This is a genomic window from Streptomyces sp. NBC_00459, assembly GCF_036013955.1.
In the GTDB taxonomy this organism is placed as follows: domain Bacteria; phylum Actinomycetota; class Actinomycetes; order Streptomycetales; family Streptomycetaceae; genus Streptomyces.
In genome coordinates this window covers 6070756-6091455 of sequence record NZ_CP107903.1, presented here as the reverse complement: position 1 = coordinate 6091455, position 20700 = coordinate 6070756, and the positions used below count along the sequence as shown (strand labels likewise).

The 20700-nt window shown below is 69.6% G+C and carries 19 protein-coding genes; 9 read left to right on the top strand and 10 right to left on the bottom strand.

The features are described from left to right. Nucleotides 1-32: 32 nt before the first annotated feature. A complete protein-coding gene (locus tag OHN74_RS26980) occupies nt 33-932 on the bottom strand; it encodes a LysR family transcriptional regulator (protein WP_327697170.1) in 900 nt (299 codons plus the stop codon). Nucleotides 933-1048: 116 nt separating this feature from the next. Between OHN74_RS26980 and OHN74_RS26975 the strand changes: the two genes are divergently transcribed. From OHN74_RS26975 to OHN74_RS26965, 3 genes are all read left to right on the top strand, one after another. Further along, nucleotides 1049-1711 (top strand): MOSC domain-containing protein, encoded by a 663-nt coding sequence (locus OHN74_RS26975; RefSeq protein ID WP_327700292.1) that lies wholly within the window; start codon nt 1049-1051, stop codon nt 1709-1711. Between the two features lie 122 nt (nt 1712-1833). Beyond that, nucleotides 1834-2607 (top strand): SDR family NAD(P)-dependent oxidoreductase, encoded by a 774-nt coding sequence (locus tag OHN74_RS26970; protein ID WP_327697169.1) that lies wholly within the window; start codon nt 1834-1836, stop codon nt 2605-2607. A gap of 101 nt (nt 2608-2708) precedes the next feature. Further along, the gene (locus tag OHN74_RS26965; protein ID WP_327697168.1) at nt 2709-3416 is read left to right on the top strand and encodes an ester cyclase; all 708 of its coding nucleotides are present in this window, start codon (nt 2709-2711) and stop codon (nt 3414-3416) included. Nucleotides 3417-3557: 141 nt separating this feature from the next. Here OHN74_RS26965 and groL read toward each other — a convergent pair whose 3' ends face one another. After that, nucleotides 3558-5183, bottom strand: coding sequence for a chaperonin GroEL (gene groL / locus OHN74_RS26960; RefSeq protein WP_189148288.1), 1626 nt, complete (start codon nt 5181-5183; stop codon nt 3558-3560). A gap of 121 nt (nt 5184-5304) precedes the next feature. Continuing rightward, nucleotides 5305-5613: a co-chaperone GroES gene (groES, locus tag OHN74_RS26955; RefSeq protein WP_006377800.1), complete on the bottom strand. Its 309-nt coding sequence runs from the start codon at nt 5611-5613 to the stop codon at nt 5305-5307. Between the two features lie 236 nt (nt 5614-5849). Here groES and OHN74_RS26950 point away from each other — a divergent pair, with 236 nt between their 5' ends. Further along, a complete protein-coding gene (locus OHN74_RS26950) occupies nt 5850-6269 on the top strand; it encodes a hypothetical protein (RefSeq protein WP_327697167.1) in 420 nt (139 codons plus the stop codon). Here OHN74_RS26950 and OHN74_RS26945 read toward each other — a convergent pair. After that, nucleotides 6260-7057 (bottom strand): polysaccharide deacetylase family protein, encoded by a 798-nt coding sequence (locus OHN74_RS26945; protein WP_327697166.1) that lies wholly within the window; start codon nt 7055-7057, stop codon nt 6260-6262. The two genes, OHN74_RS26950 and OHN74_RS26945, sit on opposite strands and share 10 nt — an antisense overlap. Further along, nucleotides 7054-7980: a polysaccharide deacetylase family protein gene (locus OHN74_RS26940; RefSeq protein WP_327697165.1), complete on the bottom strand. Its 927-nt coding sequence runs from the start codon at nt 7978-7980 to the stop codon at nt 7054-7056. Before OHN74_RS26940 ends, OHN74_RS26945 begins: the two co-directional genes overlap by 4 nt. 90 nt (nt 7981-8070) lie before the next feature. Between OHN74_RS26940 and OHN74_RS26935 the strand changes: the two genes are divergently transcribed. Continuing rightward, the gene (locus tag OHN74_RS26935; protein WP_327697164.1) at nt 8071-9255 is read left to right on the top strand and encodes a THUMP-like domain-containing protein; all 1185 of its coding nucleotides are present in this window, start codon (nt 8071-8073) and stop codon (nt 9253-9255) included. A 67-nt stretch (nt 9256-9322) separates the two neighbouring features. Here OHN74_RS26935 and OHN74_RS26930 read toward each other — a convergent pair whose 3' ends face one another. From OHN74_RS26930 to OHN74_RS26910, 5 genes are all read right to left on the bottom strand, one after another. Further along, nucleotides 9323-10615 carry an RNA polymerase sigma factor gene (locus OHN74_RS26930; RefSeq protein ID WP_327697163.1) on the bottom strand — a complete coding sequence of 431 codons (1293 nt, stop codon included), beginning with the start codon at nt 10613-10615 and terminating at the stop codon, nt 9323-9325. A gap of 70 nt (nt 10616-10685) precedes the next feature. Then, nucleotides 10686-11042 carry a YciI family protein gene (locus tag OHN74_RS26925; RefSeq protein WP_327697162.1) on the bottom strand — a complete coding sequence of 119 codons (357 nt, stop codon included), beginning with the start codon at nt 11040-11042 and terminating at the stop codon, nt 10686-10688. A gap of 143 nt (nt 11043-11185) precedes the next feature. Next, nucleotides 11186-12259: an LCP family protein gene (locus tag OHN74_RS26920; protein WP_443060453.1), complete on the bottom strand. Its 1074-nt coding sequence runs from the start codon at nt 12257-12259 to the stop codon at nt 11186-11188. A gap of 106 nt (nt 12260-12365) precedes the next feature. Next, nucleotides 12366-13718, bottom strand: a complete 1353-nt coding sequence (locus OHN74_RS26915; protein ID WP_327697161.1) for an endo-1,4-beta-xylanase — start codon at nt 13716-13718, stop codon at nt 12366-12368. Between the two features lie 261 nt (nt 13719-13979). Further along, entirely contained in the window at nt 13980-15032 is a 1053-nt protein-coding gene (locus OHN74_RS26910; RefSeq protein WP_327697160.1) for a LacI family DNA-binding transcriptional regulator, read from the bottom strand. A 141-nt stretch (nt 15033-15173) separates the two neighbouring features. On the opposite strand from OHN74_RS26910, the gene OHN74_RS26905 reads away from it, so the two are divergent. From OHN74_RS26905 to OHN74_RS26890, 4 genes are read left to right on the top strand one after another with little or no spacing between them, the layout of a single operon-like run. Then, entirely contained in the window at nt 15174-16517 is a 1344-nt protein-coding gene (locus OHN74_RS26905; RefSeq protein WP_327697159.1) for an ABC transporter substrate-binding protein, read from the top strand. Beyond that, nucleotides 16514-17410: a carbohydrate ABC transporter permease gene (locus OHN74_RS26900; RefSeq protein ID WP_327697158.1), complete on the top strand. Its 897-nt coding sequence runs from the start codon at nt 16514-16516 to the stop codon at nt 17408-17410. The genes OHN74_RS26905 and OHN74_RS26900 overlap by 4 nt, the downstream gene beginning before the upstream one ends. Before the next feature lie 4 nt (nt 17411-17414). Next, nucleotides 17415-18320 (top strand): carbohydrate ABC transporter permease, encoded by a 906-nt coding sequence (locus tag OHN74_RS26895; protein ID WP_327697157.1) that lies wholly within the window; start codon nt 17415-17417, stop codon nt 18318-18320. Between the two features lie 40 nt (nt 18321-18360). After that, nucleotides 18361-20673, top strand: a complete 2313-nt coding sequence (locus tag OHN74_RS26890) for a glycoside hydrolase family 3 N-terminal domain-containing protein (protein WP_327697156.1) — start codon at nt 18361-18363, stop codon at nt 20671-20673. The last annotated feature ends 27 nt before the right edge of the window (nt 20674-20700 follow it).

The following is a 20700-nucleotide window of genomic DNA, read 5'->3' as shown; positions in this document are numbered from 1 at the left end:
GGGCCCACCCCGGCCCCGGGCCGGGGCCCGCCTCAGACTCGGGCCGCCGCCCGTGCCAGCTGGTCCAGCGTCGCCGCCACCGCCGGCACCTGTGCCAGGTCGGGCAGGGTCAGCGCGACGATCTCCCGCCGTACCGCCGGTTCGAGCGTCACCGTGCGCGCACCCCGTGGCCGTACGGACTCGATGGCGAGCCGGGGCAGGACCGCGACGCCCAGGCCCGCGCCCACCAGGCCGATCACCGCCGGGTAGTCGTCGGTCGCGAAGTCGATACGGGGGGTGAAGCCCGCGTTCTCGCAGGCCTCGACCAGCTGGCCGCGGCAGCGCGGGCAGCCGGCGATCCACGGCTCGGCGGCGAGTTCGCCGAGGGCGACCGACTCGGCCCGGGACAGCCGGTGTCCTTCGGGTACGAGGCCGACGAGCCGGTCGGTGAGAAGGGGGCGGACCACCAGGTCGTCCCACTCACCGGCGCCGGCCGCGCCTTCGTACCGGAAGGCGAGGGCCACGTCACAGTCGCCTTCGCGCAACAGTTCGACGGATTGCGGGGGTTCGGCCTCCTCCAGGGAGACCCGGGTGCCGGGGTGGGCGGCACGCAGGGCCGCCAGGGCCGTCGGGACGAGGGTGGAACTGCCACTGGGGAAGGAGACCAACCGGACCCGGCCCGCCCGCAGGCCGGCGATCGCGGCGACCTCCTCCTCCGCGGCCGTGAGGCCCGAGAGGATGCCCGCCGCGTGTCGCACCAGGGCCTCGCCCGCCTGGGTCAGGCGCATCTCGCGCCCGCTGCGGATGAGCAGCGGGGTGCCGACCGAGGCTTCCAGCGCTTTCATCTGCTGACTCACGGCGGGCTGGGTGCAGCCCAGTTCGCGGCCCGCCGCCGAGAAGGAGCCGGTGGCGGCCACGGCACGCAGGACACGGAGATGGCGGGCTTCGATCATTTTTCGATCATAAGTGATTCTTGGGGGCATGGGCGAATAACGCCTGGACGCTTTGGGCAAGTCCGAATTAGCGTGTGGCCATGGATGCTGTGACGAGTACGGGGGCGAGTGCCGTGATGAAGGTGTTGTCGGTGAACGTGGGTCGTGCGCAGTCCGTGCCGTACACGGACCATCCGGACGGCACCGGTATCGACAAGCGGCCGGTGGACGGGCCGGTGCGGGTGTCGGCGCCGGGGCTCAAGGGGTTCGCCGGCAGCGGTCTGGCCGGGGACAGCATCTGCTCGAAGGAGCACCACGGCGGCGACGAACAGGCGGTGTACGCGGTCGCGCGCGAGGATCTCGACGACTGGGAGCGCGAGCTGGGGCGCCCGCTGCGCGACGGGATGTTCGGCGAGAACCTCACCACGCGGGGCCTTGACGTGTCGGGCGCGCTGATCGGCGAGCGCTGGCGGGTCGGGGCCGAGGTGGTTCTTGAGGTCACCAGCGGGCGTGTCCCCTGTGCGACGTTCCAGGGCCATATGGGTGAGAAAAGGTGGGTGAAACGGTTCACGGAGCGGGGTGCGCCGGGCGCCTATCTGCGAGTGATCGAGCCGGGGGCGATACGCGCGGGCGATCCGGTGGAGATCGTGCACCGGCCTGATCACGAGGTGACGGTCGCCCTGTACTTCCGTGCGCTGACGACCGAACGGACACTGCTGCCACGGCTGCTCACGGCCGGTGCGGCGCTGAATTCGGTGGCGGCGGTGAGGGCTCACGAGTATGTGAAGAAGTACGGCTGACGTGCGCGGGCGGCAGGACCGCTGACAAGGGATTACGTCAGGGCCCCGCGTGGGGACTTCACGATCGGGAGGGAGCGTGCAGGAGGGCGGACGAGCACAGTCGGGGTCACTAATCTTGCGCCATGACAACGGCTCTGATTACGGGATCGACCGCGGGAATCGGCGCCGCGTTCGCGCGGCGGCTGGCGGCCGACGGCCACAACCTCGTCCTGGTGGCGCGTGACGCCAAGCGGCTCGGCGAGCAGGCGACCGAACTGCACGACCGGCACGGCATCGAGGCGGAGGTGCTCGGCGCCGACCTCGCGACGGACGCCGGCATCGAGGCGGTGGCCGATCGCCTCGGCGACCGCAAGAACCCCGTCGACCTGCTGGTCAACAACGCCGGCTTCGGCAACAAGGGCCGCTATCTCGACGTGACGATGGCGGACGAACTGCGGATGCTCAAGGTGCACTGCGAGGCGGTGCTGCGGCTGACCAGTGCGGCGGCCGAGGCCATGCGGGAGCGGGGGCGCGGGGGTGTCGTCAATGTGGCGTCCGTCGCCGCCTTCGTGCCGCGGGGTACTTACGGGGCGTCGAAGGCGTGGGTCGTGCAGTTCACGCAGGGCGCGGCGAAGGACCTGGCGGGGAGCGGGGTGCGGCTGATGGCGCTGGCTCCCGGCTTTGTGCGTACGGAGTTCCACGAGCGGGCCGGGATGGGGACGGACAACATCCCGAACTGGATGTGGCTGGACGCGGACAAACTGGTCGCGGCGGCGCTCGCCGATCTGGCCCGGGGCAAGTCGCTGTCGATTCCGGACCCGCGTTACAAGGCGCTGATGGGCGTGGTGAAGGTGACGCCCAGGGCCCTGTTGGGCGGGATCTCGTCGAAGACGGGGCGGAAGTACGGGCCTCAGTGACATCTGCGGGTCTTGGCGGGGCTTGGTGGAGGAGGTGGTGCCGCGGCTCCGGTGGGAGTATGGAGAGAGGTACCGGACCCAGGGGGGCCGGAGGCGGCGCCATGACATTCGTACAGCTGATTGACTGCAAAACCAGTCGGTTCGACGAGATGAACCGGCTGATGGACACCTGGGTCGAACAGACCAGAGGGAAGCGGAGCGCGACGCACACGATGGTCGGCAAGGACCTCTCGGACTCGTCGCACTTCGTCGAGATCGTGGAGTTCCCGTCGTACGAGGAAGCGATGCGGAACTCGAACCTTCCGGAGACGGACAGGATCTTCCGGGAGATGGTCGCCCTGTGCGACGAGATGCCGACGTTCACGGATCTGGACGTGGTGCGGGACGAGCAGTTGTGCGCGGACTCCTCGCGGCGGTTCTTCGAGGTGATCGCCACCCATGGTGAACTGCCCCCGCTCAACGACCTGTTCGTGGAGAGCTACCACGACCACGATCCGTCCAACGAGCAGGATGTCGTCGGGCTGGACGCGGCCCGGCGCGAGATGGAGATGTGGCGCGAGGGCTTCGACTTCGCGTTCACCGTGCACGAGCAGATCGCCCAGGGCGACCGGGTCTGCACCCGCTGGACGTGGAACGGGACTCAGCGGGGAGACTTCATGGGGATTCCCAGCAGCGGCCGGAAGGCCTCGATGACCGGCACGACCATCCACCGGTTCGACTCGGACGGGAAGATCGTCGAGGGCTGGTGGGAGTACGACCGGCTGGGGCTGATGGGGCAGCTCGGGGCGCTGGACTCGCTGGAGCAGTAGAGAGCGTCGAAGCAGCCCAGCGGTCGCGGCGTGGAGCAGTCGGGGTGCGTGCGTACGGGGATCACTGACCGCCCGCGAAGGGAGAAACCCCCCGTTCCAGCCAGGAACGGGGGGTTTCTTCGTGCTGCGTGAGCTGTTGGCTCAGTGGGAGTGGCCGTGGCCGTGGCCACCTGCGGCCGGCTCTTCCTCTTCCTTCTTCTCGACGACCAGGGTCTCGGTCGTGAGGAGGAGGGAGGCGATCGAGGCCGCGTTCTCCAGGGCGGAGCGGGTGACCTTGACCGGGTCGATGACGCCCTGCTTGACCAGGTCGCCGTATTCGCCGGTCGCGGCGTTGAAGCCCTGGCCCTTGTCGAGCTCGGCGACCTTGGAGGTGATGACGTAACCCTCCAGGCCGGCGTTCTCGGCGATCCAGCGCAGCGGCTCGACGGCGGCCTTGCGGACGACCGCGACACCCGTCGCCTCGTCGCCGGTCTTGCCGAGGTTGCCCTCGAGGACCTTCACGGCGTGGACGAGCGCGGAGCCACCACCGGAGACGATGCCCTCCTCGACCGCGGCGCGGGTCGCGGAGATGGCGTCCTCGAGACGGTGCTTCTTCTCCTTCAGCTCCACCTCGGTGGCGGCGCCGACCTTGATCACGCACACGCCGCCGGCCAGCTTCGCGAGGCGCTCCTGGAGCTTCTCGCGGTCCCAGTCGGAGTCCGTGTTCTCGATCTCGGCCTTGATCTGGTTGACACGGCCGGCCACCGCGCCCTTGTCGCCACCGCCGTCGACGATGACCGTGTCGTCCTTCGAGATGGTGACGCGGCGGGCGGTGCCCAGCACGTCGAGGCCGACCTGGTCGAGCTTGAGGCCGACCTCCTCGGCGATGACCTCGGCGCCGGTGAGCGCGGCCATGTCGCCGAGCATCGCCTTGCGGCGGTCGCCGAAGCCGGGGGCCTTGACCGCGACCGCGTTGAAGGTGCCGCGGATCTTGTTCACGACCAGGGTCGACAGGGCCTCGCCCTCGACGTCCTCGGCGATGATCAGCAGCGGCTTGGAGGAGTTGGTCTGGATGACCTTCTCCAGCAGCGGCAGCAGGTCCTGGATGGAGGCGATCTTGCCCTGGTGGATCAGGATGTACGGGTCGTCGAGGACGGCCTCCATACGCTCCTGGTCGGACACCATGTACGGGGACAGGTAGCCCTTGTCGAAGGCCATGCCCTCGGTGAAGTCGAGCTCCAGACCGAAGGTGTTGGACTCCTCGACGGTGATGACACCGTCCTTGCCGACCTTGTCCATCGCCTCGGCGATGAGCTCGCCGACCTGCGTGTCCTGCGCGGAGAGCGCGGCCACGGCGGCGATGTCGGACTTCTCCTCGATCGGGCGGGCGGTCGCGAGGAGTTCCTCGGACACAGCCTTCACCGCCGCGTCGATGCCCTTCTTCAGGGCGGCCGGGGAGGCGCCGGCGGCGACGTTCTTCAGGCCCTCGCGGACGAGCGCCTGGGCCAGCACGGTGGCGGTGGTCGTACCGTCACCCGCGATGTCGTTGGTCTTGGTCGCCACCTCCTTCACCAGCTGGGCGCCGAGGTTCTCGTACGGGTCGTCGAGCTCGACCTCGCGGGCGATGGTGACGCCGTCGTTGGTGATGGTGGGGGCGCCGAACTTCTTGTCGATGACGACGTTGCGGCCCTTGGGGCCGATCGTCACCTTGACAGTGTCGGCAAGCTTGTTGACGCCGCGCTCAAGGGCGCGACGGGCGTCCTCGTCGAACTTCAGGATCTTCGCCATAGGAGCGGTTCAGCCCTCTCGGAAAACTTGGGTGAACGAACCGCGCCCCCAGCACCCGGCTTGTTGAGAGTCGCGGGGGCCAGGGGCGCAGTTCACTGCAATGCTGGTAATACCGGGTGAATTACTTCTCTACGATCGCGAGCACGTCGCGAGCCGAGAGGACGAGGTACTCCTCGCCGTTGTACTTCACCTCGGTGCCGCCGTACTTGCTGTACAGCACGATGTCGCCGGTCTTCACGTCGAGCGGCAGGCGCTCGCCGTTCTCGAAGCGACCCGGGCCCACGGCCAGGACGACGCCCTCCTGGGGCTTCTCCTTGGCAGTGTCCGGGATGACCAGGCCAGAGGCCGTGGTCTGCTCGGCTTCGAGCGGCTGGACCACAATGCGGTCCTCGAGCGGCTTGATGGCAACCTTGGAGCTGGTGGTCGTCACGATCCGACCTCCCCCTTCGGAGATCTCACGGGGTTAACTGTCTGAGGTGGCGACCAGGTGGATCCGTCGTCGCGGGTGCCGGACCTGCCCGTCGCTGTTGGCACTCTCCAGGGGGGAGTGCCAGACCTGAGACTATGACTGCGATTAGCACTCGGTCAAGCGGAGTGCCAATCCCGTCGTCGGTTGCGCGGGGTTTCCGGTGGTCGCGGAATGCGCTGAACCGGGTCGGGGGCGGGGTGAGCGCCGGTTCTCTGCACCGGCGTGCGGCGGTGGACTTCCGCCCCGCCTCCTGGATCACCCGCGGCAGGCCCGGATCGATCACCGTCCCCGCCGGTGCCGACTTCGTCCGGGTCGAGGGCACGGGCGTCATCCGCGGAGAGCCGGCCCCGTGGCTGGACGCCTCGGTGTGGATGCAGGGCGACCTCGACGAGCAGGAGCGCCTGTCGGCCGTCCGCGACGGGGACTCCCCCGCGCAGCGGGAGCACGTGGCGAACCGGCTGCCGGAGGAACTGCCGTTCATGCTGCGGGAACAGCCGTGGGCCCGGGCCACCATGGTCGTCGCCGGCCCTCCAGCCACCGACCACGACCCGGACACCGAAGTGGTCGTCGCCCCGCCGGCCGGTTCTGGGGCGACTCGGTCCAGGCGTCAGAGGTAGTCCTCCAGGCGGCCCACGCTCAGCCCCCTCTCCTGCACCTCCCGGAGCAGCCTCACCGTCCGCTCGACCAGTGGCGGTCCGTTCAGGTCGTCGTCCGGGCCCACCAGGAGGATGTCGCCCGCCTGGAGCCGCTCCCCCTCCGTCCACAGGACCACCGCCGAGACCCCGCAGTCCCCGGCCGCCCTCAGGGTGGTCGTGTCGTAGGTGCCGTAGGGCGGGCGGAAGAGCCGGGGGCGGATGCCGAAGCGTTCCCGGAGTTTGTCCTGCTGGCCGCAGATCTCGGCGCGCTGGCCGGCGTACGGCAGGCCTCGCAGGGCCTGGTGGTCCAGGGTGTGGTTCTGGACGTTCGCGCCGACCTCGCGCAGGCGGGCGAAGTGGGCGTAGCCCGGGCCCACGACGCTGTCCGTGAGGAACATGCTGACCGGGAGGCGCAGTTCGCGGACCAGGTCGACGAACCGGGGATCGCGTTCGGCGCCGTCGTCGTAGGTGAGGAAGACGACCCTGTCGTGGGTCGGGACCCGGTCGACGACCGGGGGAAGACCGGGGCCCGCCGCGTGGATCCGGGGGCGGGGGGACGGGGGTGGGGCCAGGGGCACACGGGCCGGCAGGCCCCAGCGGCGGTATGCGTGCGGGTCGTCGGCCGGGAAGTGCGTACGGGTGGCCTGCCGGGCCGCGTGGGCCGCCTTTCTGCCGAGGCGTTCGATGGGGTCCACGGACTGGGCGCAGCCGGTGACGGTTGCCGCCAGGAGCGCGGCGGCCAGTACGGCGGCCAGTGGGCGCGCGGTCACAGGTAGTCCTCCAGGCGGGCCACCGCGTACCCCTTGGCCGTGACGAGCTTCATGAAGCGGCGGACCATGTCGGGCATCGTGCCCTTCCCGTCGCCCTTGCCGCGGAAGTGGCTGAGGACGATGTCGCCCGGGTGGATGTCCCGGTCCCACTCGCGGTAGTCCCAGTGGTCGGCGAAGACCTCCTCGTTCCAGAGGGGTACGTGCTTCACGCCGCACGACTTCGCGGCGCGCAGGCTGTCCTCGTCGTAGTTGCCGTAGGGCGGGCGGAAGAGGGCGGGGCGAGTGCCGTACCGCTTCCTGATGACGTCCTGCATGCCGCAGATCTCGGTCCGCTGCCGTTCGTAGGAGAGGGCGGGCAGGTAACGGTGGTGGAGGGTGTGGTTGTTGAGTACGACACCCAGGTCGCGCATCTTCCTGAAGTAGCCGTAGTCCTCCTTGACCAGGTAGTCGCTGAGGAAGGCGGTGTACGGGATCTTCAGGTCGCTCATCATCCGCAGGAACGCCGGATCCTTCTCGGCGCCGTCGTCGATCGTGAGGAAGACGATCTTGTGGCGGGTCGGGATCGTGGTGAAGACGGGCGGCAGGCCGCGTTTCTCGTGGTCGTCCACCTCGAAGCCCTTGCGGGTGGTGATCCTCGGTTTGCGGGTGGGGGGCGGGGGTGCGGTCAGCGGGGGCTCGGTCAGGCCCCAGCGCTTGGCCGTGGCCGCGCGGGCCGCGTAGGAACGGCGCAGTTTCTGGGCGTATGCGTCGAGGGCACGCGCCGGGGGTGCGTCGAGGTGCAGTTCCTGCCCGGGAGCAGGGCGGGCGCTCCTGGGCGGGACGGCGCCTTCCGCGCAGGCGGAGGCGAGGGTGGCCACGGCGAGCGCGGCGATCCCGGCACGGACAATTGACCGGTTTTTGTATTTTTGTCCTACTGATCGCATGGTGCCGGATCTTCCCAGTGCGGGACCGGGGAACTCGGCCGACACCGCCGCCGGAAGCACTCCGTCCACCGGCTGGCCCACAATGAGCCGGTGAACGACCTCGCCGCACCCCTCTCCGCCTTCGCCGCCCTCCTCACCCCCGAGGGCCGCGCCCTCCTCGACGAGGTGCGCGGTACCGAGCCGGCCCGTGAACTGGCCGTCGCCACCCGGCTGCGCCGCGGGCATCCCGCCGAACTGGTCTCGGCGGCGCTCGGACAGGAACGGCTGCGGCAGCGGGCGGTGGCGAAGTTCGGCGCCGCGGACGCCGGGCGGATGTTCTTCACGCCGAACGGGGTCGAGCAGTCGACGCGGGCGAGCGTGGCCGCGTACCGGGCGGACCGGTTCAGGGAGTTGGGCGTGACCTCAGTCGCCGACCTGTGCTGCGGCATCGGGGGCGATGCCCTCACGCTCGCCCGGGCCGGGATCCGTGTCCTCGCCGTGGACCGGGATCCGCTCACGGCCGCCGTCGCGCGCGCGAACGTCGAGGCGCTGGGTATCGGGGAGCTGGTGGAGGTGCGGGAGGCGGATGTCGCCGATGTGGACACGTCCTCGTACGACGCCTTGTTCGTCGATCCCGCGCGGCGCGGCGGGCGTGGGCGGATCTTCGATCCCGAGGCGTACTCGCCGCCGTTGTCGTGGGCCGTGGAGGCCGCACGGAAGGCCCCGCTGGCCGCGCTGAAGATCGCTCCCGGTGTGCCGCACGAGGCGGTGCCCGCCGATGCAGGGGCCGAGTGGATCTCCGACGGCGGGGATGTGAAGGAAGCGGTGCTCTGGTTCGGGACCGAGCCCGGGCTGGTGCGGGCAACTCTGCTGCCGGGGCCGCGTGTTCTGGTCGGCCGAGGGCTGCCGAACCCGCAAGTGCGAGCGGTGGGGCGGTACTTGTACGAGCCCGACGGTGCCGTGATCCGGGCGCACCTGGTGGCGGAGGTGGCCGAGGAGGTCGGCGGGGGGCTCATCGACGAGACGATCGCCTATGTGACGGCGGACGGGTTGCGGGCTACGCCCTATGCCTCCGCCTACGAGATCACCGACCGACTTCCCTTCGGCGTGAAGAAGTTGAAGGCTCTGCTGCGGGAACGGGAGGTCGGAGTGCTGACCGTGAAGAAGCGGGGGTCGGCGGTCGAGCCCGAGGAACTCCGGAAGATGGTGAAGCCCCGGGGGCCCAACTCGGCGACGGTTTTCCTGACTCGGGTGGCGGGGGCGCCGGTGATGCTGATCGGCCGCCCTGTGCGTTGAGCTCCGCTGGTTCGGCGGTTCGTTAGCTGCGGGTCCGTGGGGGCTTGTCGCGCAGTTCCCCGCGCCCCTATGGGGCGCACTCCTGCGCTCTGGCTCGTAGCAAGTCCCGTTCTCGTTCGTTCTGGGTCAGTTCTGCTGCTCGTAGGAATTCCGCTCTTGCCTCCTTCTTGCAGCCCAGGCGCAGGAGGAGGTCGGCCCGGACGCTGGGGAGCAAGTGGTAGTCGCGCAGGGCCGGTTCGGTGGTGAGGGTGTCGATGATCCGGAGGGCGGGGGCTGGTCCCTCCGCCATCGACACCGCCACCGCCCGGTTCAACTCCACCACCGGGGACGGGGATCGGACCGCGAGGGCCGCGTACAGGGCGGCGATGCGGGGCCAGTCCGTGTCGTCGTAGGAGTGGGCGTGGGCGTGGCAGGCGGCGATGGCGGCCTGGAGGGCGTACGGGCCCGGGCCCGATGTCGTTGTCGTGGCGCCCGCCGCTTCGGCTCGGGCCAGGGCCGTGAAGCCGCGGGCGATCAGCATGCGGTTCCAGCGGGAGCGGTTCTGGTCCTTGAGGAGCACCGGCTCGCCCGTCGGGCCCGTGCGGGCCGACGAACGGGACGCCTGGAGCTCCAACAGGGCTGTCAGCGCGTGCACTTCGGGTTCCTTGGGCATCAGGCCCGACAGCACGCGGGCCAGCCGCAGGGCGTCCTCGCAGAGGGCGGGGCGCAGCAGGTCGTCGCCGGCTGTGGCGGCGTACCCCTCGTTGAAGATCAGGTAGATGACCTCCAGGACCGAGCCGAGCCGGGCCTCGCGCTCGGGACCGTACGGGACCTCGAAGGCGACGTCCTTCGTCGCGAGGGTTCGTTTGGCGCGGACGATGCGCTGGGCGACCGTGGCCTCCGGGACCAGGAAGGCGCGGGCGATCTCCGGGGTGGTGAGGCCGCCGAGGAGGCGGAGGGTGAGGGCGATGCGGGCCTCGGCGGACAGCACCGGGTGGCAGGCCGTGAAGACGAGGCGGAGCAGATCGTCGTCGATGTCGTCGGGGGCGGACGGCTCGACCGGCGGGGCGGTCGTCTCCAGGCTCCGGCCGATCTCCGCCAGCTTGCCGGCGTATGTCTCACGGCGGCGGATCAGGTCGATGGCGCGGTGCTTGGCGGTGGCCATGAGCCAGGCGCCCGGATTGTCGGGGACGCCGTCGCGGGGCCACTGTTCGAGGGCGGCGACCAGGGCGTCCTGGGCCAGCTCCTCGGCGATGCCTATGTCCCGGACGGTGCGGGTGACGGCCGCGATGATGCGGGGGGATTCGAGGCGGAAGACCGTCTCGACGGTTTGCCTGAGTGCTTGTCCGGGCGCGGAGTCGGAGGTGGGCTGTCGGGTCACAGCCCACCATCAGACACCGTCTGCGGCGATCGGCCAAGGACGACCGAGGGCGCAACCGGGGAGGGTTCGCTCAGCCCTCCGCGATCTCCCGCACCTCGCAGGTGACCGTCCAGTGCTCCTCGTGGACCTTCAGGAACCGCTTGGTCCACTCAAGGGCCTCGGCCTTGTCCTTGCACTGCATGATCGCGTAGCCGCCGACGATCTCCTTGGACTCGGTGAAGGGGCCGTCGGTGACCGAGAGCTTGCCGTCCTGCCAGTGCACACGCATGCCCTGCGCGGTGGGCGTGAGGCCGGCGGTGTCGAGCATCACCCCGGCCTTGGTGATCTCCTCGATCAGCTCGCCCATGCGCTGCATCAGCTCGGGGCTGGGGCCTTCGGCGGGGGCGGTGGCTTCGTCGATCTGCACGAGGGAGAGATAACGGGGCATGGGGTTCCTCCTTGGGCGGGGCCCGGTTCCTTTCCGGGCTCTCACCTGTGCGTCGAACAGGGCCGACCCGGATCGACACAGCTGCGGAAATTTCTTCGGGATTTTTTTCCCGGAGTCGTTTCCGCAGCTCAGAGGGGATCACCTCAGCGCAGCGTCGCCCACAGCTCCGCCGCCTCCGGCTGCTCGGCCACCACCCGGTTGGCATCGGAAGCCGCTGGCACCACCGGCATCGTCACCGTCTTCAGCTCGTCCGCCGACAGGCCCTGCAGGCTCTGGCCCAGGCTCATCAGCTCGCTGAGGGAGTTCAGGCCGGTGTCCGTGGTCAGGCTGGCCGTGGCCACGTCGGCGACCTTGTACAGCCTGGCCGGGCTGGTCAGCAGGTTCGTCGAGGAGATCTGCTGGAGGAGGGCCTTGACCAGTGTCTGCTGGAGGCCTATTCGGCCCAGGTCGCTGCCGTCGCCGATGCCGTGCCGGGTGCGGGCGAGGGCGAGGGCCTGGGTGCCGTCGAGGTGGTGTTCGCCCGCCTTCAGGTCGAGGTGGCTGTCGTCGTCGTCGATGTCCTCGTCCGTGGTGACCGTGACGCCGCCGAGCGCGTCCACCAGGTCGGCGAAGCCCGCGAAATCGACCTCCAGGTAGTGGTCCATGCGGACGTTCGTCATCGACTCCACCGTCTTGACCGCGCAGACCGGGCCGCCGACCGAGTACGCCGTGTTGAACATGACGCCGTACGCCTCCGCCGTCGAACCCCCGTCCGCCAGGGGGCAGGAGGGCCGCGTGACCAGCGTGTCGCGCGGGATGCTCACGATCGTCGCCTTCGTGCGGCCCGCGTCCAGGTGGACGACCATCGCCGTGTCGGACCTCGCGCCCTCGCTGCTGCCGCCGCCGAGTGCCTGGTTCCGCTTGCCGCTGCGCGAGTCGGACCCCAGCACCAGGATGTTCAGCGCCTCACTCGGCAGCGGTGTCGCCGAGGCGGACGCGCCTGCCGAGGGCAGCGACCGCGTCTTCGCCGGGCGGTTGTCGCCGAGCGCGCTGTTGATGTCGACGCTCTTGATGTTGCGGTTCAGATGCCAGTAGGCGTAGCCCGCACCCGCGGCTGCGATCACCAGGGTGCCGGCCAGCGTGAAACCGACGGCCTTCATCCAGCGCGACGACCGTCGGCCCACCTGTCTCTCCGCGCCCCCGTTGTCATCGGACGTCTTTCCCTCGTCTCCCGTCACACGGAAGAACGTACGTCCGAATTATTACGCGCAAGGGCCCCGGCCCGGGATTCTTCGGAAAATCTCACGCTTCTCAGGCCGGGATCAGGCCAGGATCAGCCGGAAATCACCCCAGCGTGACCGTCGGTGCGGGGTTGCTCCCGCTCCATGTCCCGTTGAACCCGAAGCTCACCGAGCCGCCACTGGGCACCGTTCCGTTGTACGAGGCGTTCACGCAGGTCACCGCCGCCCCCGACTGGGTGCAGGTGGCGTTCCAGGCCTGCGCGACCTGCTGGCCCGCGCCGTACGTCCAGCTCACCTTCCACGAGGACAGCGACCGGCCCGCGGAACAGGCGATCGTCACCTGTCCGGTGAACCCGGAGTTCCACTGGTTCGGGACGCTGTACGTCGCCGTGCAGCCCTCCGTCGACGGGGTGCCGCCGAGCGACTGGGCGATGGCGTAGTACGCCGGTTTCGGGGTGAAGCTCTCCGTGTACGGGGTCGCCGCGCCGTATCCGTCGAACACGTCCGGGATCCAGGAGTCGGAGTCCGTGAAGCCCCAGACCGTCACGCCGGTGCACCGGGTCACGGCCACACACGCGTTCATGACGGCCTTGTAGTCGGCCGCCTGCTGGGTCAACTTGGCATCTGTGGCGGGCAGTTGCATACGGATGTCCAGCTCCGTGATCGCCACGTCGACGCCCAGATCGGCGAACCGCTGGATGTTCTGCTGGAGGGTCGAGGGGTACTGACCGAGGATCAGGTGCGCCTGCAGACCCACTCCGTCGATCGGGATCCCGCGCTCCTTCAGGGACTTGACCAGGTTGTAGAGAGCCGTGCTCTTCGCGTTGACGCCCTCGACGTTGTAGTCGTTGATGTAGAGCTTCGCCGTCGGGTCGGCCGCCCTCGCCCAGGTCAGGGACTGCGCGATGTAGTCGGTGCCGAGGTTGTTCGACCAGAGCGTCGAGCGGTAGGTGCCGTCCTCGTTGAAGGGCTCGTTCACCACGTCCCAGGCGGCCAACTTGCCCTTGTAGCGCGTGACTTCGGTGGTGATGTGGTCCTGGAGGATCGTGCTGAGCTGGGCCGGCGTCCAGGTGCCGTTGGCCAGCCAGCCCGGGTTCTGACTGTGCCAGACCAGGGTGTGGCCACGTACCTGCTGGTTGTGGGCCTGGGCGAAGGCGACGATCTGGTCGGCCTCGGTCCAGTTGTAGGTGCCCCGGCTGGGCTCCACGGACTCCCACTTCATGGCGTTGCCGGGGGTGAGCGAGTTGAACTGGGCGCCGGCCAGGTCGCCGTATGTTCCCGTGAGCTTGGAGCCGGTGACGGCTGTGCCCATGACTTTGCCCTTGGCGGTGGCGAGGTCGCGCAGCGGGGGGTCGGCGGCGGTTGCCGTCCCGGCGAGGAGCAGCGTGGTGGTGATCGCTGCGCCGGTGAGGAGGGCCAGCAGGCGTGGACGTAAAGCTGTTCTGGAGGGGCTCATTGCAGGTGCCTCCGAAAGTTTCGGCTGTTCAACCGATTGACTTCGGTGCAGTTTGGGGGGTCTTGCGTCACTCGTCAATACAGTTGTGCGTCCAAGGGGCCGGTGGGTCTCTGCGGGCGCGTTGTGGTTTGTCGCGCGGTTCCCCGCGCCCCCGATCAGGCCGGTGGTTCGGCTGCGGGTGCGTCGTGGTTGTTCGCGCCCACGCGGCGGAGCCGCAAATCGATACAGCCCCGCGCCCCTGGGTACGTTGCCCTGCCCCCTCTAGACCGCCGGCGGCGCGGCCGTGCTGTTGCGTACCACCAGGCTTGTTGCCAGTTCCACCCTTGTCGCGCCGGACGTGCCGTCCTCCCGGCCCAGGTTCAGGACCAGCTTGGCCGCCGTTTCCGCCATTTCCATCAAGGGCTGACGGACGGTCGTCAGCGGGGGGCCGACCAGACGGGCGATCGGCAGGTCGTCGAAGCCGACCACGCTCAGGTCCTCCGGGATGCGCAGGCCGAGTTCGCGGGCCGCCTCGTACAGGCCGAGGGCCTGGAGGTCGTTGCCGGCGAAGACGGCGGTCGGGGGGTTCGGGGAGCGCAGGAGTTCGAGGCCGGCTCGGTAACCCGTCTCGTGGTGGAAGTCGCCCACCTTGAGCAGGGCGGGGTCGACCGGGAGGCCCGCCGTCTCCAGCGCCGCGCGGTAGCCGTCGACGCGGGCGCGGCTGCACATCATCCGGGAGGGGCCGCTGATCGACGCGATGCGGGTGTGGCCGAGTTCGACGAGGTGGCGGGTGGCCGCCAGACCGCCCTGCCAGTTGGTGGCGCCGACCGAGGGCACGTTGTCGCCGGGGTCACCCGCCGGGTCCATCACCACGAACGGGATGGAGCGGCTCGTCAGCAGTGCCCGCTGTGACTCGTCGAGGCCCGAAAGGACGAGGATCACGCCGTGCGGGCGGCGGGCGGCGACCTGGTCGGCCCAGGTGCGGCCCGGGGTGAGGCGGCCCGCGCTCTCCGAGAGGACGACGCTCAGCCCCTCCTCCCGCGCCGCGTTCTCCACGCCCCGGATGACCTCCATCGCCCACGCGCTCTCCAGCTCGTGGAAGACCAGGTCGATCAGCGGGGAGCGGGTCGCCTCGGCGCGCCGGCGCCGGTAGCCGTACGCCCGCAACAGGTCCTCGACGCGGGTCCGGGTTCCGGGGGCGACATCTGCGCGGCCGTTGAGCACCTTCGAAACAGTCGGAGCGGAGACACCTGCCTCGCGGGCGATCTCGGCGAGCGTCGCGGTCTGGGTGGACTGCGGTGTCGTCTGCGTTTCAACGGGTTTCGAGGGTCTCATGGCCGCGATCGTATCCCTGCGCGACCTCTTGACGAAGACCCTGTCCCCCCATAAATTTCCGGAACATTCGACGTACCACCCGAAAGATTCGTACAGAGACTCGTTCAGGTTTCGTTCAGAACATTCGCGAGAGGTGCAGTCATGGAGTCGAACAGAGGGCGGTCCACAGGGTCCGCCGGTACGGCGTTCAGCAGGCGCTGGGTGCTCGGTGCCGGCGCCTCCGCCCTGCTCACCACCGGCCTCAGCGCCTGCGGCTCGGGTGAGGGTTCGGGCGGTGGCGGGGACACGATCACCGCGTTCGTGTACGGGGACGACGCCGTGAAGGTGCAGGCCGCGGCGGTCACGCGGTTCAACAGGTCGGCCGCCAGCAAGACGGCCAAGGGCAAGGTCAAGCTGGAGAAGATCCCGGGCTCGGACTACCTGCCCAAGCTGCGTACGGCGATGGGGTCGCCCAGTGCCCCGGACGTCTTCTTCAACTGGGGCGGCGGCTCCATCAAGGCGTACCAGGAGGCCGACAAGATCGTCGACCTGACCGACGTCATCGAGAACGACCCGGTGCTGAAGAACGGCTTCCTGCCCTCCGTACTCGCCGCCGGTGATCTCAAGGGCCGTCACTACGGCATACCGATGCGCGGTATGCAGCCGGTGATCCTCTTCTACAACAAGACCGTCTTCGCCGAGCAGAAGCTCCAACCGCCCACCACCTGGGACCAGTTGCTCGACATCAACACCAAGCTGAAGAAGGCGGGCATCACCCCGTTCGCCCTCGGCGGCTCCGACCTCTGGCCCGAACTGATGTGGCTGGAGTACCTGGTGGACCGTATCGGCGGCCCCGAGGTCTTCCGGCGCATCCAGGACGGCGACGCGGAGGGCTGGGGCGACCCGGCGGTCCTGAAGGCCGCCGAGATGGTGAAGGAACTCGTCGACGACGGCGCCTTCGGCTCCAAGTTCACCTCGGTGTCGTACGTCAACGGCGGTGCTCCGGCGGTGTTCGCCAAGGGCAAGGCGGCGATGCACCTGATGGGCTCGTGGGAGTACTCGACGCAGCTCGGCAAGTTCCCCGACTTCGCCAAGTCGAACCTGGGCTGGGCGGCCTTCCCGAAGATCGAGGACGGCGTCGGCGATGTCCGCAACGTCGTCGGCAACCCCACCAACTACTGGTCGATCAACCCCCGTACGCAGAACAGGGACGCGGCGATCGCGTTCCTCAAGGACTGCGCGTCCGAGGCGTACGCGAAGGACCTGGTCGCCCTCGGCGATGTCCCGACCACCTCGAACGCGGCGGCGCTGCTGTCCTCGGCGCCCAACCCCGAGTACGCCAGGTTCCAGTACGACCTGGTCCAGCAGGCACCCGCGTTCACGCTCTCCTGGGACCAGGCGCTCGGCGACGAGCTGGGCACCAAGATGCACACGGAGATCGGGAAGCTGTTCACGGGCAAGTCGGCGCCCAGCGAGTTCGTGTCGGCCTGCAAGGGGCTGAAGTGAGCTCGACGGTCACCTCCGGGGGCGAGAGGGTTCAGCGGGGCAAGGTGCGGGCCGGGCGGCCGGGTGCCGTCTGGGCGCTCCCCGCGGTGCTCTTCTTCACCTTCTTCGCGGTCGTCCCGATGGCCCTGGCCTTCTATCTCTCCTTCACCAAGTGGGACGGCCTCGGCGACCCGAAGCCGGTCGGTCTCGCCAACTGGCAGAAACTGCTGGACGATCCACGGCTGACGCAGTCGCTCACACTCACCGTCCTTCTCACCGCGGCGAGTTGGGCGTTCCAGACCGTCGTGGCGCTGCTGCTCGGGGTCTGGGCGGCGGGCCGGCAACGCAACCGGGCCGTCCTCTCGGCGATCTTCTTCGTCCCGTTCCTGCTCTCCTCGACCGCCATCTCGGTCCTCTTCTACGCCCTGCTCGACCCGAACTTCGGCATCATCCAGAAGGACACGCTGGGCTCGTCCAGCGGCGCGTTCCTCGCGATCGTGTTCGTCGGCGGCTGGCAGTTCATCCCGTTCCACACGCTGATCTACCAGGGCGGGGCCCGCCAGATCCCCCCGGTCCTCTATCAGGCGGCGGCGATCGACGGCGCGGGCCGCTACCGCCAGTTCTTCTCGATCACGCTGCCGCAACTGCGCCACACCATCACCACGTCGACCGTACTGATCGTCGTCGGTTCGCTGACGTACTTCGAGACGGTGCTGATCCTGACGAAGGGCGGCCCGGGCACGGACACGGCGATCCTGCCGTACCTGATGTACGAGGCGGGCTTCAAGACGTACGACTTCGGCTACGCGAGCGCCATCGCGTCCGCGCTCGTGCTGGCCGCGACCGGTCTGTCCCTGATCCTCATCCGGCTCACCGGCTTCGGCGGCATGCGCAGTACGCGCGAAGGGATGTGACGGAGTGTCACACGACACGCTTCCCCGTCCCACGACGACCGACAAACGCCCGGAACGACGCCGGCCGGAGGGTCTCCGCCGTCGCAGGCACTGGACACGGCACGCCAACCCGCTGGCGGGCCTGGGCTCGATCATCTGGCTGGTGATCGTCCTCGTCCCGATCTACGCCATGCTGTCGGCCTCGCTCACCGGCCCCGACAAGGCTCTCACCGGCAACCCCCTGAAGCCGCCCACCGATCCGACCCTCGACAACTACAACACCGTCCTCAACTCGGGCTTCTGGCATCTGCTGAGCAACACGGTGATCGTCGCGGTCACTGTCGTGGGAATCGTCCTCGTGCTCTGTGTCCCGCTCGCGTACGTGGCCGTGCGCACCCGCACCCGCTGGTCGGGCGCGGCCTTCCGGCTGTTCCTGCTCGGGGTGGCGATCCCGGCCCAGGCGGTAGTGGTCCCCCTCTACCTCCTCATCGCCAAACTCGACCTGTACGACAGCCTGTTGGCGGTGATCCTGCCGACGGCGGCCTTCGCGATGCCGGTCTCGGTGCTGGTCCTCACCGGCACCCTGAGGGACATCTCGGAGGATCTGTACGAGGCAATGGCCCTCGACGGCGCCTCTCCCCTGCGCATGCTGTTCCAGCTGACGATCCCGCTGGCCAAGGGCGGCATCAGCACAGTCGTCATCTACGCGGCCCTACAGGCCTGGAACGGCTTCCTCTTCCCCCTGATCTTCACCCAGTCCGACGAACCCCGGGTCCTCACCCTCGGTCTCTTCAACTTCGTGAGCCAGTTCGGCGTGAACATCCCCGCCCTGCTCGCGTCGGTCGTCCTTTCCGGCATCCCGATCTTCGCCGTCTATCTGGTGGCCCGGCGGGCACTGATCGGCGGCCTGATGGGCGTGGGCGGCAAGTGAACCCACGGCCGGTGAACTCACCTTCTCTGACAGGAGTTTCATGACCACGGCTCCCTGGCGTGACCGCGCCCTGTCCGCCGACGCCCGCATCGACGACCTGCTCTCCCGGATGACCCTGGAGGAGCGGACCGCCCAGCTGTACGGCCTGTGGGTGGGCGCCTCGACAGACGGTCACGGGGTCGCCCCGCACCAGCACGACCTGACCGCGGACTACGAGTGGGACGAGCTGATCACCCGGGGCCTCGGCCAGCTCACGCGCCCCTTCGGTACGGCCCCCGTGGACCCGACGCTGGGTGCGCAGGCACTGGCCCGCGCCCAGCGTCGGATCGTCGGCGCGGGCCGCTTCGGCATCCCGGCACTGGCCCACGAGGAGTGCCTGGCCGGTTTCACGGCCTGGCGCGCGACGGCGTACCCGGTCCCGCTGGCCTGGGGTGCCACCTTCCACCCCGAGCTGGTGGAGGAGATGGCGGCCCGGATCGGCCGGGACCTCGCCTCCGTCGGCGTGCACCAGGGCCTCGCCCCGGTCATGGACGTCGTACGGGATCCGCGCTGGGGCCGGGTGGAGGAGACGATCGGCGAGGACCCCTACCTGGTGGGGACGATCGGGTCGGCGTATGTGCGGGGCCTGGAGTCGGCGGGCATCATCGCCACGCTGAAGCACTTCGCGGGGTACGCGTCCTCGGCCGGCGCCCGGAATCTGGCGCCGGTCCGGGCGGGCGTACGGGAGTTCGCGGACGTGACACTCCCCCCGTTCGAGATGGCGCTGCGCGAAGGCGGGGCGCGTTCGGTGATGGCTGCCTACAACGAGACGGACGGCGTCCCGGCCTCGGCGGACCCGCATCTCCTGACCCAACTCCTGCGCGACAACTGGGGGTTCACGGGAACGGTGGTCTCGGACTACTTCGGCATCGCCTTCCTGGAGACCCTGCACCGCGTCGCCGGGACACCGGCCGAGGCGGCCCATCTGGCCCTGGCGGCCGGCATCGATGTCGAGCTGCCGTCGATCGGGAGTTACGGCGACGCGCTGGTGGCGGCGGTACGGGCGGGAGACGTACCGGAGTCACTGGTGGACCGGGCCGCGCGCCGCGTGCTGACGCAGAAGTGCGAGCTGGGGCTGCTGGACGAGGACTGGCAGCCCGAGCCGGACGGCCCGATCGACCTGGACTCGGCCGGAAACCGGGCGCTGGCCCGCCGGCTGGCGGAGGAGTCGGTGGTCCTGCTGGACAACCCGGACGGGCTGCTCCCGCTGGCCCCTGACACCCGGATCGCGGTCGTCGGGCCGAGGGCGGCGGACGCGCTGGCGATGCTGGGCTGCTACTCCTTCCCGTCGCATGTCCTGCCGAGCCATCCGGAGACGCCGCTCGGCGTGGACATCCCCACGCTCCTGGAGTCCCTGCGCGCCGAACTCCCGGACGCCAAGGTGACGTTCGCGGAGGGCTGCGCCACCTCGGACCCGGACACCACGGGCTTCGAGGAGGCGGTGGCCCGCACTGCCGAGGCCGATGTGTGCGTGGCGGTACTGGGCGACCGGGCGGGCCTGTTCGGCAGGGGCACGTCGGGCGAGGGCTGCGATGTGGCCGAGCTGCAACTACCCGGTGTTCAGGCCGAGTTGCTGGACGCGCTGGTGTCGACGGGGGTGCCGGTGGTGCTCGTGCTGCTCACCGGCCGCCCCTACGCGCTGGGCCGCTGGCACGGTCGGCTGGCGGCCTCCGTCCAGGCGTTCTTCCCCGGGGAGGAGGGCGGCCCGGCGGTAGCGGGAGTGCTGTCGGGCCGGGTCACCCCGTCGGGCAGGCTGCCGGTGAGCGTGCCGAGGGAGCGCGGGGGCCAGCCATGGACGTACCTCCAGCCGCCGCTGGGGCTGGCGGGCGGGGTGAGCAGCCTCGACCCGACGCCCCTGTACCCGTTCGGGCACGGCCTGTCGTACACCTCGTTCGCCTGGGAGGACTTCGCCGGGGACGGCCCTGCCGAGATCGGGACGGACGGGTCGTACGAGGTGTCCGTGACCGTCCGCAACACGGGTGCGCGGGCCGGGGCGGAGGTCGTGCAGCTCTATCTGCACGACCCGGTGGCCACGGTGACCCGGCCGGACGTCCGCCTGATCGGTTACGAACGGCTGGAGTTGGAGCCGGGAGCGGCGAGCCGGGTGACGTTCCGCTTCCACTCGGATCTGTCGGCGTTCACGGACCGCTCGGGGCACCGGGTCGTCGAACCGGGGGTGCTGGAGCTGCGATTGGGGGCGTCGAGTGCGGACGTAAGGCATACGGCGCGGCTGCGATTGGTGGGCGCGGTACGGGAGTTGGGGACGGACCGGCGACTGCGGTGCGAGACGGAGGTCGGTTCCGTAGGCCCGTAGGTATGTCGGTGGGTACGTAGGTATCTC

Bases quoted from the DNA above. Each gene is read 5' to 3' on its own strand.
- OHN74_RS26980 (WP_327697170.1), bottom strand. From the start codon at position 932: ATGATCGAAGCCCGCCATCTCCGTGTCCTGCGTGCCGTGGCCGCCACC.
- OHN74_RS26975 (WP_327700292.1), top strand. From the start codon at position 1,049: ATGAAGGTGTTGTCGGTGAACGTGGGTCGTGCGCAGTCCGTGCCGTAC.
- OHN74_RS26970 (WP_327697169.1), top strand. From the start codon at position 1,834: ATGACAACGGCTCTGATTACGGGATCGACCGCGGGAATCGGCGCCGCG.
- OHN74_RS26965 (WP_327697168.1), top strand. From the start codon at position 2,709: ATGACATTCGTACAGCTGATTGACTGCAAAACCAGTCGGTTCGACGAG.
- groL (WP_189148288.1), bottom strand. From the start codon at position 5,183: ATGGCGAAGATCCTGAAGTTCGACGAGGACGCCCGTCGCGCCCTTGAG.
- OHN74_RS26940 (WP_327697165.1), bottom strand. From the start codon at position 7,980: ATGCGATCAGTAGGACAAAAATACAAAAACCGGTCAATTGTCCGTGCC.
- OHN74_RS26925 (WP_327697162.1), bottom strand. From the start codon at position 11,042: ATGCCCCGTTATCTCTCCCTCGTGCAGATCGACGAAGCCACCGCCCCC.
- OHN74_RS26915 (WP_327697161.1), bottom strand. From the start codon at position 13,718: ATGAGCCCCTCCAGAACAGCTTTACGTCCACGCCTGCTGGCCCTCCTC.
- OHN74_RS26910 (WP_327697160.1), bottom strand. From the start codon at position 15,032: ATGAGACCCTCGAAACCCGTTGAAACGCAGACGACACCGCAGTCCACC.
- OHN74_RS26905 (WP_327697159.1), top strand. From the start codon at position 15,174: ATGGAGTCGAACAGAGGGCGGTCCACAGGGTCCGCCGGTACGGCGTTC.
- OHN74_RS26890 (WP_327697156.1), top strand. From the start codon at position 18,361: ATGACCACGGCTCCCTGGCGTGACCGCGCCCTGTCCGCCGACGCCCGC.